The following is a 12,902-nucleotide window of genomic DNA, read 5'->3' on the forward strand; positions in this document are numbered from 1 at the left end:
ACGGTGACGCCCCTCACGCGGCGGTATGCGAGCGCACCGCACCCGTAATGTCGAGAACATGACTGCTTTCGTGACCGGGGCCAGCGGCTACATCGGTTCTCGCCTCGTCGACGCGCTCGTGTCGGCCGACGAGAGCGTCGTCGTGGGCTCGCGCACGCCGGAGAGGCTGACCGCCTTCGACTGGCACGACGACGTGCGGGCGGTGCGACTCGATGTGACCGACGCCGACTCGTGCGCCGAGGCGCTGTCCGCGGAGGACATCGACGTCGCGTACTACCTGGTGCACGCCATCGGGGAATCCGGCTACCGGGCCACCGACCTCGCGTCCGCCCGGCACTTCGCCGAGGCGGCACGCGCCGCGGGTGTCCGCCGCATCGTCTACCTCGGTGGCTTCGTCCCCGAGGGCGAGAAGCTGTCCGAGCACCTCGCGAGCCGCGCCGAGGTGGGCGAGGCGCTCACCATCGACGGCATCGAGGTGGTGTGGCTGCGCGCCGCCATCGTCATCGGCGCCGGATCGACGTCCTTCGAGATGATCCGGTACCTCGCGGACCGGCTGCCTGTGCTGCCGCTCCCGAGCTGGTTGAGCAAGCCGGTGCAGCCGATCGCCGTCGACGACGTCGTGCACTATCTCCTCGCGTGCGCGTCACCCGACGTGCCCGCCGACGCGTACGACATCGCGGGCCCCGAGATCCTTCCGTACAAGGACCTCGTCTTCGCCTACGTCCGCGCCGCCGAGCTGCATCGTCTGGGTGTGCCCACCCCGGGCATCCCGACCAAGCTCGCGGCTCTCGTGATCGGCCGACTGATCCCGGTTCCGGGACTGCTCGCCGACGACCTGGTGCAGTCTCTCGTGAACTCGATGACCGCCTCAGAGAACCGCATCTCGGAGTTCGTCCCCGAGCCCGAGGGCGGTCTCACCGACGTCGACGACGCCATGCGCCGAAGCCTGCTCGGCGCGAGCGCCACCCGCGGCCTGGCCACGACGCCCGACTCGCTGCGCCTGGTGTCCTCGGACGCGGAGTGGACCGGCGGCGACGTCCGCAGCATTCGCCGCCGCGGCGCCGAACTGCTGAGCGAGGACGGGTGGAAGCTCGCCGAGGCACTCGGCATCGGCGCGGTGCTCTACTCGTGGCCCGTCGCTCCGGTCGTCCGGACCAATCTGGACGTGGTTGCCGCGGTCTCGTCCCGGGTACGGTCTCTTCTGAAGTTCTAGTCGGTCTCTCGTTCACAGACCGCAAGTTCCGACACGACCGACAGGTTCGACGAGCCGGAGGAGTACTTCATGGTGTCCTGGCAGATGAGGGCCGAATCCATCGTGCGCAACGCGCTGGTGGACAAGGTCGACCGCGACCATCACGAGACCGATCGCGCCTTCCTACGGCGGCGCATCATCGTGGCGGTCGTGCTCGTCGTGGGCGCGACGCTGCTGGGAGTGTCGCTGTCGACCGAGCCCGGCGACCCCATGTTCTACACGCTGACCATCGCGCTGGCATTGGTGTGGATCGTCGGCGGGTTCCTGTCCGGGCCACTGCACCTCGGTCGCATCAACTTCCGCGGGACCCTGCGGCGGCCGATCATCACGCCGATCGCGATCGGTCTGGCCGCAGGTGGCGTGTTCATCCTCGGCGCACTCGTCGTGCGGGAGATCCCGCCGCTGCGGGACTTCACGGCCAACGTCCTCGATCACGCGCGCGTCGGACCGCTCGCGCTCATCGTCTTCATCACGTTGTTCAACGGGGTCGCCGAGGAGATCTTCTTCCGCGGCGCTCTGTTCTCGGCCATCGGCGTGAAGCGGCCGGTCGTCATCTCGACGATCGTCTACACCATTGCCACTCTGGCCACGGGCAACCCGATGCTCGGCTTCGCCGCCATCACCCTCGGTTTCGTGCTGGGACTCGAACGCCGGGCGTCCGGCGGCATTCTCGCGCCGATCCTGACGCACGTCGCGTGGTCGACGGTCATGGTCTTCGCCATGCCACCACTGTTCGCCTGACGCTGCCCGATCGGGACGTGGCAGGGTAGCGCCCATGACCGGTGCACGAGGCAAGTCCGTCCGCTCGGACGATCTGGACGCCACCGATCGCGTGCTGGTGGAGGAACTGATCACCGACGGCCGCGCGACTCTCGCTCACCTCGCGGAGCGGGCGGGCCTCTCGGTCTCGGCCGTGCAGTCACGAGTGCGCAGGCTCGAGTCGTCCGGGGTCATCCTCGGATACACCGCGCGCGTCGATCGGGAGGCCATCGGCCAGCCACTGTCGGCGTTCGTGGCCATCACCCCCTTGGATCCGACGGCGCCCGACGACGCGCCCGCGCGTCTGCGGCCGCTGCCCGAGGTGCAGGCGTGCCATTCCGTGGCGGGGGAGGACAGCTATGTGCTGCTGGTCCGCGTCGCGTCACCGCGGGATCTCGAGCGACTCCTGCAGCAGATCCGGACCACTGCCAACGTGCAGACCCGCAGCACCATCATTCTGCAGACCTTCTACGACTCCTGATCGCGCTGCAGCATTCTCCAGACGCGGTCCGCCGACATCGGCAGTGCGTGCGGCCGTACGCCGACGGCGTCCGTGACGGCATTGGCCAACGCCGGTGCGACGGGGTTGTACGGAGACTCGCTCATCGACTTGGCACCCAGCGGCCCGAGCGCGTCATAGGTGTCCGCGAACAACACTCGGGTCGTCGGAACGTCGGCGAGTTGCGGGATGTGGTAATTCCGTAGCGACGCTGTGGTCACGTGCCCCGTCTCGTCGAGCCTTATCTCCTCGTACAGTGCCGCGCCCAGCGCTTGCGCCACACCACCTTCCACCTGCCCACGGCACTGCACCGGATTCATCACCGTGCCGGCGTCGACGGCCTGCACGGAGTCCAGGATCGCGACGCGGCCGCTCCCGGGGTCGACCGCGACCCGAAACCCGTGGACGTTGAACACCACCGAGCGAGGCGATCCGCCATGGTACCCGTCCGCCGCCAACGGTCCGTCGTGGGCCGCGACGATCTCGTCGAGGGAGCACAGTGCGCCGTCCACCGTGACGCCCTCCGGACCGAGCACGCCCTGCGCCGGCAGCGATCCGGTCAGGCTCGATGCGGCACCGATGATGCTCTCGCGCAACGACTCCGCGGCGAGTGCGACAGCCTTGCCGGCGACCACCGTGCCCGCCGACCCGAAGGCGCCCGTGTCGTGGGAGGTGACGTCGGTGTCCGACTGTGTGATCTCGATGCGGTCGACGGTCGTGTTCAGGATCGACGCCGCGATCTGACCGTGCACCGTCGTGGTGCCGTTACCGAACTCGGCGGTGCCGACGCGAACCAGGTAGCGCGCTCCGGGCAGAGCGGTGATCGACGCGTCGGAGACGTGGCCGCGCGGCGGCACGGTGGCATTCATGCCGATGGCCACGCCGACGCCCACCTGCCATCCGTCGGGCGCCGGCGATCCGGGCTCGGTGAGTGCCTCGTCCACGAGATCGAGGCACTGGTCGAGTCCGTAACTGCCGAACAGGAGGTCGCCGTCGAGGACGTGCGCGGCGACGAACGGATCACCCGGCACGACGACGTTGCGACGCCGGAACTCGATCGGATCGATGTGCAGTCGGTGCGCCAACTCGTCGAGCGCCGACTCGACGGCGAAACCGGTCTGCCCGACGCCGTATCCGCGGAACGCGCCGGACGGAATCGTGTTCGTGTACACCGCTCTCGCCTCGACGCGCTTGGCCGCGCAGCGGTAGAGGGCGATCGAGTCGGTGGAATGGTGCAGCACACCGGGACTGTGGTTGCCGTAGGCGCCGGCATCGCTCAGCACGTCGAGGGTCAGCGCGGTGAGCGTGCCGTCGGACGTGGCGGCTGCGGTGACCGACACCTCCATGGGATGCCGACAGGGCGCGACGGTGAACTGGTCGGCACGGGAGAACTCGAGCTGTACCGGTCGACGCACCGTCAGAGCGGCGAGCGTCACGAGATCCTCGGTGAGCATCTCCTGTTTGGCGCCGAACCCGCCACCGACCCGCGTCGTGAACACCCGAACGGTGTCGGGATCGAGGTCGAAGATGTGACACAGCTCGTCCCGTACGAGGAACGGGACCTGCGAGCTCGTGCGGACGGTCAGGCGCCCGTCCTCGGCGAACCAGGCGATCGCACCGTGCGTCTCGAGGTGAGTGTGCTGCACGCGGGCGGTGCGCCACGTTCCGGTCACCACGGCGTCCGCGGCCGCCAGGCCCGCCTCGACGTCGCCGGTCGTACCGCTCACCTCGGCCACGACGTTGCGCTCGACGTCCGCGATCCTGGCCTCGGGACCCTTGCCGGCGTGGACGATCGGGGCTCCCGGTGCGAGCGCGTCCGCGGGATGCAGCACGGCGGGCAGCACCTCGTACTCGACGACGAGGCGCCGTCTGCCCTCCTCCGCGGCGGCCACCGACTCGGCGATCACCGCCGCCACCCGCTGCCCGACGTAGCGGAGCTCGCGATCCAGAACGAGAGTGTCGTCGGGATCGTCGTCCCGTGACTCGTGGCGTGCGGTGGAGAAGGCGACGGGCGGCGCGTCCTCGTGGGTGAGCACCGCGACCACACCCTCGACGGCCAGCGCGGCCGACGTGTCGATCGAGACGATGCGCGCACGGGCGTGGGGGCTCCCCAGCACCGACAGATGCAGTAGACCCGGCATCGCGACGTCGAGCGTGTAGGGCTCCGTTCCCGTGACGACGCGAGCGCTGGCCGGTGCGGCGACGGAGCGTCCGCACGCCGGTCCCTCGGTGGACTTCTCGATGGTGCGCACACCCGTGACCGCGTCGGTGATCGCCCGATACCCGGTGCAGCGACACAGGTTTCCCTTGAGTGAGGTGTCCAGATCCTCGGTCTGCTCGTCGGTGAGGGCGGCGGCGGTGACGATCATGCCGGCCGTGCAGAAACCGCACTGGAATCCGGCGGCGTCGACGAATCGCTGCTGCATCGGATGCAGGTCGTCCGGCGTGCCCAGCCCGGCCACCGTGGTGACCTCCCGACCTTCGGCGCGGTAGGCCGGAACGATGCACGACTGGACGGCGGCACCGTCCAGCAGCACCGAGCACGCGCCGCAGTCGCCCGCGTCGCACCCCTTCTTCACCTCGAACCGTCCGATGTCGCGCAGGGCCGTGCGCAGGCACTGGCCCGGTCGCGGCGACATCTCCACGGTCTCCCCGTTGACTCCCACTCTCATGCCAGCTCCTCGCAGATCTGCTGTGCCAGAACGCCGCTCACGTGGCGTCGCCAGTCCGGCGCCCCGTGCACGTCGTCGTACCACTGGTCGGCGGGTATCGCGGCGTCCAGCAGCGCGGCCACGTCCTCGGCGTGCGGCACTGCCTCGAGTCGCAGCTGGTGTGGGCGGCACGTCGATGCGGTGACGGTGAGGACGCACGATCCGTCGGCGTCCCGGCGACCGATCACGACGGCGCCGGAGCGCCCGCGAGGTGCCAAGGACATTCTGCGGCAGGCGAATCGGGAGCGCAGAACGGCGTCGTCGATCTCGATGCTGCGTATCACCTCGCCCGGTGCGAGCGACGTGCGCTGGGGTCCGGTGACCAGCGCCGCGACGGGCACGCGCCGTTCGTGACCGTCGGGGGTCCAGATCACCGCGACGCCGTCGAGCGCCGAACAGAGCGAGGTCATGGATCCCGCGGGAAGTCCGAGGGCGATGTTCCCACCGACCGTGGCGAACTGCTGCACCTTGAACGACGCGAGCAACGCGTCGGAGCAGAGGGCCACCAGCGACTCGAGGTCCGGCCACCGCGGCGGCCACGACATCCGACGCAGCGTGTCCACGGTGCACGTCGCGGCGATCTCCAGCCCCTCACCGACGACGACGGGTTCCCAGCCGAGGTCCGTCAGATCGACCAGTCGGTGCACCCCCACCTGTGGTTCCGAGAAGACCCACGTCCCACCTGCCACCACGGCGGTGCCGTCGTCGATGACCGAGAGATCGCCCCGCGTACGAGCCCGGACGACCTCGCGCACGGTGTTCAGGTCCACGGAATCACCGCCCGGCCTTCGTGAGCAGCGCCGTGTGCGCCGCCGCCACGTCCCGGGCCACCGTCTCCTCGTCGACGGTGACCACCACCCCGTTCTCGACCACCACCCGCCCGTGCACGAGGAGCCGTTCGAGGGGCGGCCGGTCGCCCAGTACCAACGCGGCGACGGGGTCGGTGATGCCGGCGTGGGCGGCGCCGTCGATGCGCCACAGCGCCAGATCGGCGAGCTTCCCCACCTCCAGCGAGCCGATCTCATTCTCGCGCCCGAGGACTCGGGCACCGCCGAGTGTCGCGAGGTCGAGGCTCTCGCGCACGGTCATGGCCCGGGGTCCGCCGCGCGCCCGTGCGAACAGTGCTGCGTGGTGCGCCTCCTCGAGCATGCTGCAGGACTCGTTGCTGGCGGCACCGTCGACGCCGAGCCCCAGGGGAACCCGCGCGTCGATCAGATCGCGCGCTCGGGCGATACCGGCGCCCAGCCGCGCGTTGGACGTGGGGCAGTGGGCCGCCCCGGTTCCGGTGGCCGCCATGGTCGCGATCGCGGCGTCGTCGAGATGCACGGCGTGCGCGTACCAGACGTCGTCGCCGACCCAGCCGACCGATTCCATGTACTGCACGGGCGTCATGCCGAAGTTGCTGCGGCAGAACTCCTCCTCGTCCAGGGTCTCGGCGAGGTGTGTGTGCAACCGGACGCCCAGCTCGCGCGCCAGCATCGCCGATTCGCGGAGGAGGTCGCCGGTGACGGAGAACGGCGAGCACGGTGCGAGAGCGATGCGCAGCATCGATCCGAAGGACGGGTCGTGCCAGCGGTCGACCGCGGCGCTGCTCGCGGCCAGGATCGCATCGAGCGACTCCACGACGCTGTCCGGCGGCAGACCACCCTGACTGTGTCCCAGGTCCATCGATCCCCGCGTCGGGTGGAACCGCAGACCGACCGTCCTCGCGGCGTCGATCTCTGCGCCCAACACGTCGCCGCCGTCGTGGGGGAAGACGTAGAGGTGGTCGGTGGTGGTGGTGCATCCGGTCGCGGCCAACCGAGCGAGCCCACCCGTCGCTGCGACGCGGACCGAGTCGGCGTCGATGCCGGCCCACACGGGATACAGCGTCGTCAACCACTCGAAGAGCGTCGAGTCCGCAGCCAGACCGCGGGTGATCCACTGATAGAGATGGTGGTGCGTGTTCACGAGGCCGGGAGTCAGGACGCAACCGCGGCCGTCGATGACGGCGACCTCCGGACCGTCGGGACGCGGCGGCGGTGTCCCGTCGCCGAGCGCCGCGATGAGCCCGTCCTCGATCAGGACCCAGCCCGCCGCCCACTCGGAGCGGGCGGGATCCACGGTGATCACGTGGGCGCCCGTGATGAGAATGCGGTCCGGCACGTCGTACTCCTGTCCTCGCTGTGTCACCGAGTCAACACCGTGTCGGCCACCCGCGCAGGGCGCGCGCCGACGAAACGTGGCCGAAACGAGCGCCGCCTACTGTCGGATCCTCCAACGACGATGCGGGCGGGTGAACGGGTGTGCTGATCCAGGACGTGCTCGACGTACCGGAACTCGCGCTGCGGCGCCTCGTCGGCACCGACGACCAACTCGGTCGGACCGTGCGGTGGGCCTTCGCGACCGATCTGCCGGACCCGTCGCGCTACATCGTGGGCGGCGAGCTGGTCGTCACCGGCATGGTGTGGCGCCGCGCGCCGGAGGACAGCGATGCCTTCGTGGCGTCGGTCGTCGCGGCGGGCGCTGTGGCGCTCGCGGCGGGCGACGAAGTGTTCGGTTCCGTCCCCGACGACGTGGTGCGTGCGTGCGAGAAGTACTCGCTACCGCTGCTCGCGGTGCCGTCGGCGGTCGCGTTCGCGGACGTCATCGATGCCGTCACCAGCCGGGTGACCGGCGATCGGGTGGCGCGGCTCTCCGCCAGTCTGGCCCGCCAGCACCGATTGCTCACCGCGGTCACCGACGGACGCGCGCTCGCGGACCTCACGCACGAGACGGCGCGGGACACGGGCGTGACCTGCCGGATCATCACCGCGGTGGGCCGGCCCGTGGTGTCCGCCGAGCCGTTGGCCGCGGAGGTGGTGGACGCTCTCGTCCGCACTGCGGCGCAGGGTGTTCCGTGCCGCGTGGTCACCGAGAACACGGTACGGTCCGTGCTGCCCGTCGGATCGAGTTTCGGTCACCGTGCGACTGCGTGGTACCTCGTCGTGGACGGTGACCACGAGTGCCTGGACGGGCAGGTTCTCGATGCTCTCGGTCAGCTGTCGAGCATCGCGGCCCTCGATCGCGTGCGCGTGGACGACGGCGCGCGGGTGCTGCGCACCATGGCCGACCGCGCGGCCGAACTCCTCGTCGACGGATCCGGAGAGCAGGCGCTGGAACGCATTCGACAGATCGGCGTCGACGTGACAGGAGACGTCGTCGCGCTGGCCGCCACCGCGGATCTGCCTGTCGAGGTCCTGGCCGCGGTACTCACCGACGCGGTGCGGGAATCGGTCGACGGTGCGGTGAGTGTGGGAGTCACCGGCGGAGACCTCGTGATCGGCGTCGTCGGGCTACCTCCCGGTCGGACGTCCACCCGCATGGCCGCCGATCTCGCCCTTGCGCTGCGTCGACTCGCGGACACCGTGACCGGACGGATCGCCGTGGGCGTGGGTACGGCGGTGGAGGCCGCGGCCCTCGTCGGATGTGTGCGGTCGGCACAGCATGCGCGTGAGGTGGCGGCGGCATCGGCCGACCGGATCGCCGTGCGGACCAGCGCGGACACAGGGTCGGCCGCCGTCCTGCTCTCGGTGGTGCCGGACGGACTGCGCGCTGCCTATGCCCGGCGGGTGCTCGGCTCGGTACTCGACCACGACAGCCGCACCGACGCGGGACTGCTGGACACGCTGCGGGCGTACCTGCACCACGACGGTTCCTGGAGCCGCACGGCGGACGCCCTCCACGTGCACGTCAACACGGTGCGCTACCGCATCGGACGGGTGGAGGCGCTGACGGACCGAGACCTGGGGACGACGGAGGACCGCACCGACGTCTTCGTCGCGTTGGCCGTGCTCGGGCCTCAGCCTACGACGCTGTAGGTCCGCCAGGCGGATCCCGCGTCGGGGGCGTCCTCGCGTTCGACGGTCGCCTGGATGAGCCCGTAGGGACGGTCGTCGGCGTGGAAGACCTCGCCGTTGTTCTCGACGCCGAAACGGTCGAGGTCGTACAGGAAGTGATGCTTGTTCGGCGCGCTCATCCGGATCTCCGCGATGAACGGGAATGCCTCCAGCGCAGCGCGTCCCATCGCGAAGAGTGTCTGTTGCAACGCGAGCGACTGGAGTGTGGCGAACTGCTCGATCATCACTGCCTTGACGCCGGCGTACACCTCGTCCCAGTCGACGTCGGTGGTGGTGTAGCGCCACCGGGCCTCGAGCGAGGTGGCCATGACGCGGTCATGAGTCGGGGCGAGCACGGTGTAGGAGTCCTCGAGGAAGCCGGCGAACTCGGAGCCCGTCGACTTCAGGATGATCAGATCCTTGAAACCCGCGGTGACCCAGGTCTTCTGCTCCGCTCCGGAGCCGCCCACGGTGACCGAGGCGACCCGCGTCTCCTGGCCCTTGCGCACCCACGTGTGATCGTGGGGGCGGCCGTCCACGGTGACACGCTCCCACGCGTACTCCTCGAGTTCGACCCGCGCCTCCGTCACCGGCTCGACGTCGTCGACGAAATGCCGTGCCAGATCCAGGCCGTACGACTCGAGATGCAGCAGGCCCTTTTCCTTCGCGTAGGCGTACGCGGTCTGCTTCTGGGTGTCCGTCGGCAGGACCGCGCCTTGGTCACCGACGAGATGGGCGGCGGAGAAGTCGCCCCGCAATGCCGACGACACGGAGATGTCCCGGATCTCGTGGCGGGCGGTGTCGCGATAGATGCGCACCACCCGGTTCTCGGCCTTGCCGTACTGGTTGGCTCCCAGGACGATGTTCCCGGTCAGATCGGTCATGGGGTCAGCTTCCTCGATAGGTGGAGTACGCGAACGGGGACAGCAGCAGCGGAACATGGTGGTGCGCATCGACATCGAGGACGGTGAAGGTGATGGACACCTCGGGGTAGAAGGTCTGCGTCCCGGACTGCTCGAAGTACGCGGCGGTGTCGAACACGAGTGTGTAGACACCGGCCACAGCGTCGTCCGGGAGCAGTTCCTTGGCGCGCCCCTCCTCGTCGGTGATGCCGGTGGTGACCACGTCGCCGTGCTCGTCGACCACCGCGAGACCCACCCCCGTCGCCGGTGTCCCGTGCACCGCGTCGAGGACGTGGGTGCTGACGCTCACAGTTCGGTCCGCTCGGTGAGCATGCGGGTCAACCTGATTCGATTGATCTTCGCCAGTTCGGTTCTCATCACGCGCCTCTCCGTCTCCGGATCGTTGTCGAGCCTCTCGGTGAGGATAGCGAGAAGCTCCGTCGCAGGGCGGCCCGTCGCACACACCAGGTAGACGTGGCCGAACTTCTCCTCGTAGGTCCGATTCCCCGCCGCGAGCGCGTCCTTGACGCCCTGGTCCGCCTCGCTCACGGCCGCTTGCTCGCGCTGCGACGACGAGCCGGCGGTCACCGAGGCGCCGATACGTGGATGACCGTCGAGTGCGCGGTCGATCTCCGTCTCGGACAGTTCCGCCAACTCGCTGTCGGCGCGTTCCAGGAGGGCCTCGGCGCTGTCGAAGGGGCGACCGACGGCCACCCGGCGCGCCCAGATGGACGACGAGCAGCACTCGAACAAGGCGTGCATCGCGGCGCGATCGGACAGCCGATTGAATCCGTCGAGCCCGAGTGCTTCGTGCAGGAACACGAGCGTTCCCTTCTGTGGTGGGGATCAGGACAGGTCGTTCAGTCTGCCGAAACGCGCCGCGGCAATGGGATTCGCATCGGCGACCAGGTCGTCGAACCGGTGGTTCGCGATCTTCGCGACCTCGATCATGGCGAACGACCGCTCCGCACCCGGTGAGTTCTCCATCCGCGACCACCCGTTGGCGAGCACCCGGTCGTAGTGCTCGGTCTCGGCCGCGCAGATGACGAGGGGGAAGCCGAAGTGATCCCGGTAGGCGGTGGCCAGGTCGACCACCGAGCGGTGCTCCTCGTCGCCGAGGTACGCGAGCGAGACGTGGTCCTTGGCGAACGCGGTGCCGGTGTCGTCCTCGCTGCCCAGATCGGGGAAGGCGCTGATCAGCTCGACCTGCTCCTCCGTGGTGCCTGCGAGCAGGGAATCCTGGAACGCCTCCCGCAGTGCATGAGCATCCGCGTAGGGCCGCTGCTCGTACGCGCGACGCACCACCCAGTCCGATCCCTGCACCACGTCGCCGAACGTCGTCGAGAACTCGTCGAGGCTCATCTCGTTGACGGCGTCGAGGGTTATCGAGTCGCCGGGGGAGCCCGCCACCGTCGCCCCGCGCGAGCCACCCACGTGGAAGAACAGGATGTTGAGGGCGATCGCGGTGAACGCACCCAGCACGATGCCGCTCGAGAACAGCAGCTCGAGCCAGCTCGGGACACCCTCCGAGACGGTCGGCTGGATCGTGACCAGCAGGGCCAGACCGAGACTCGTCGCGACGATGATGAGGTTGCGGTGGTCGGTGAAGTCCACCTTGGACAGGGTCTGGATGCCCACGACCGCCACGGTGGCGAAGAGCGCCAACGCGGCGCCGCCCAGGACGGGTGACGGAATGGACGCGACCACCGCCGCCGTCTTCGGCAGCAGGCCCAGGACGATCATGATGACACCGGCGGCAGCAACCACCCACCGGCTGCGCACGCGAGTCAGGCGCACCAGGCCCACGTTCTCCGAGAACGCCGTGTACGGGAACGAGTTGAAGGAGCCGCCGATCACGGTGGCCACGCCGTCGGCACGCAGGGTGGCGGCGATGTCGTCCTTCGTGATCCGCTTGCCGACGATCTCACCCGTCGCGAAGACGCTGCCCGTCGACTCGACCGCCGTGATCATCAGGACCACGATCATCGAGATGATGGCGATGACACTGAACTTGGGCGCGCCGAACAGGAACGGCTGCGTGAACCCGACCCACGACGCCTCGGAGACACCGTCGAACGTCATGTCGCCCAACATGTACGCGGTGGCGCTGCCGATGACGAGTCCCAGCAGCACGGCGATGGTGGCGGTGAAGCCGCGGAAGAATCGTTGGATCAGCACGATGATCACCAGGGTGCCGATCGCGTAGGCCATCCAGCGGCCGTTCGTCGGATCCTGCTTGTGCGTCGCAGGATTGGTGACGGCGTCGTTGACGGCCACCGGCAGCAGCGCGATACCGATGATGGCGATGACCGTGCCGGTCACCACCGGTGGGAAGAACCTCAGCAGCCTGCTGAACCAGGGTGCGATGAGAAACGTGAACAGGCCCGCCACGATCACGGCGCCGTACACGTACAGCAGGCCCTCGGTCCCGCCGCCGTTCGCCATCGCGATCGCGATGACCGGGCTGACACCGGCGAAGGTGACGCCCTGCAGGAGCGGCAGCTTCACACCGATCTTTCGGAAGCCGACCGCCTGGATGATCGAGGCGATGCCACACGTGAAGAGGTCGGCGTTGATCAGGTGGATCAACTGCTCGTTGGTGAGGCCGATGGCCCCACCGATGATGATCGGGACCAACACCGCCCCGGCGTAGAAGGCGACGACGTGCTGGAACCCGTAGGCCGCCAGCTTGTGGGCGGGGAGAACCTCGTCGACGGGGTGACGCCGCGTGACGGCGGAGCGAACAGTCATGAGTGGACCTGGTTCCAGGCGAGGGCCGAAAAGGCCTGAGGCGGTGCCCTGCGACGGTGCAGGGCGGCGAGTGACCGGAGTGCGGTGCGATCAGACTCCGCCATGCGGGGCGACCCCGCCAGTCGAGACCGCACAAAGTCGGGGCACCGGTCCGCGCTGGTCGTTGGGTGA

At 69.2% G+C, this 12,902-nt stretch carries 11 protein-coding genes; 4 read left to right on the forward strand and 7 right to left on the reverse strand.

Features of this window, described 5'->3' with window-relative positions:
• The first annotated feature begins 58 nt into the window (after positions 1-58).
• From HQ314_RS14140 to HQ314_RS14150, 3 genes are all read left to right on the forward strand, one after another.
• A complete protein-coding gene (locus HQ314_RS14140; RefSeq protein ID WP_056447708.1) occupies positions 59-1,213 on the forward strand; it encodes an NAD(P)H-binding protein in 1,155 nt (384 codons plus the stop codon).
• A 69-nt stretch (positions 1,214-1,282) separates the two neighbouring features.
• Positions 1,283-1,993 (forward strand): CPBP family intramembrane glutamic endopeptidase, encoded by a 711-nt coding sequence (locus tag HQ314_RS14145; RefSeq protein ID WP_056447710.1) that lies wholly within the window; start codon positions 1,283-1,285, stop codon positions 1,991-1,993.
• A gap of 34 nt (positions 1,994-2,027) precedes the next feature.
• Positions 2,028-2,492, forward strand: a complete 465-nt coding sequence (locus HQ314_RS14150; RefSeq protein ID WP_027503691.1) for an Lrp/AsnC family transcriptional regulator — start codon at positions 2,028-2,030, stop codon at positions 2,490-2,492.
• Here HQ314_RS14150 and HQ314_RS14155 read toward each other — a convergent pair.
• Genes HQ314_RS14155 through HQ314_RS14165 form a run of 3 tightly spaced genes read right to left on the reverse strand, consistent with a single transcriptional unit; the run spans position 2,480 to position 7,393 of the window.
• Positions 2,480-5,182 carry a molybdopterin-dependent oxidoreductase gene (locus HQ314_RS14155; protein WP_222650383.1) on the reverse strand — a complete coding sequence of 901 codons (2,703 nt, stop codon included), beginning with the start codon at positions 5,180-5,182 and terminating at the stop codon, positions 2,480-2,482. The two genes, HQ314_RS14150 and HQ314_RS14155, sit on opposite strands and share 13 nt — an antisense overlap.
• Positions 5,179-5,991 (reverse strand): xanthine dehydrogenase family protein subunit M, encoded by an 813-nt coding sequence (locus HQ314_RS14160; RefSeq protein ID WP_222650384.1) that lies wholly within the window; start codon positions 5,989-5,991, stop codon positions 5,179-5,181. Before HQ314_RS14160 ends, HQ314_RS14155 begins: the two co-directional genes overlap by 4 nt.
• A gap of 4 nt (positions 5,992-5,995) precedes the next feature.
• Complete coding sequence (locus tag HQ314_RS14165; protein WP_308119407.1) at positions 5,996-7,393, reverse strand: 8-oxoguanine deaminase; 1,398 nt, start codon at positions 7,391-7,393, stop codon at positions 5,996-5,998.
• Between the two features lie 113 nt (positions 7,394-7,506).
• On the opposite strand from HQ314_RS14165, the gene HQ314_RS14170 reads away from it, so the two are divergent.
• On the forward strand, positions 7,507-9,060 hold the full coding sequence (locus HQ314_RS14170; RefSeq protein WP_222650386.1) for a PucR family transcriptional regulator ligand-binding domain-containing protein: 1,554 nt from the start codon (positions 7,507-7,509) through the stop codon (positions 9,058-9,060).
• Here the strand turns inward: HQ314_RS14170 and pucL are convergent.
• The 4 genes from pucL to HQ314_RS14190 are packed head-to-tail and all read right to left on the reverse strand — an operon-like array spanning position 9,042 to position 12,731.
• Positions 9,042-9,962: a factor-independent urate hydroxylase gene (pucL, locus tag HQ314_RS14175; protein ID WP_222650387.1), complete on the reverse strand. Its 921-nt coding sequence runs from the start codon at positions 9,960-9,962 to the stop codon at positions 9,042-9,044. The two genes, HQ314_RS14170 and pucL, sit on opposite strands and share 19 nt — an antisense overlap.
• 4 nt (positions 9,963-9,966) lie before the next feature.
• Complete coding sequence (gene uraH / locus HQ314_RS14180; protein WP_027503685.1) at positions 9,967-10,290, reverse strand: hydroxyisourate hydrolase; 324 nt, start codon at positions 10,288-10,290, stop codon at positions 9,967-9,969.
• Positions 10,287-10,796 (reverse strand): 2-oxo-4-hydroxy-4-carboxy-5-ureidoimidazoline decarboxylase, encoded by a 510-nt coding sequence (gene uraD, locus HQ314_RS14185; protein WP_027503684.1) that lies wholly within the window; start codon positions 10,794-10,796, stop codon positions 10,287-10,289. Before uraD ends, uraH begins: the two co-directional genes overlap by 4 nt.
• A 30-nt stretch (positions 10,797-10,826) precedes the next feature.
• Positions 10,827-12,731 (reverse strand): solute carrier family 23 protein, encoded by a 1,905-nt coding sequence (locus HQ314_RS14190; protein ID WP_222650388.1) that lies wholly within the window; start codon positions 12,729-12,731, stop codon positions 10,827-10,829.
• Positions 12,732-12,902: the final 171 nt, after the last annotated feature.

This window comes from Rhodococcus sp. BP-332 (assembly GCF_019836065.1).
Classification (GTDB): Bacteria; Actinomycetota; Actinomycetes; order Mycobacteriales; family Mycobacteriaceae; genus Rhodococcoides.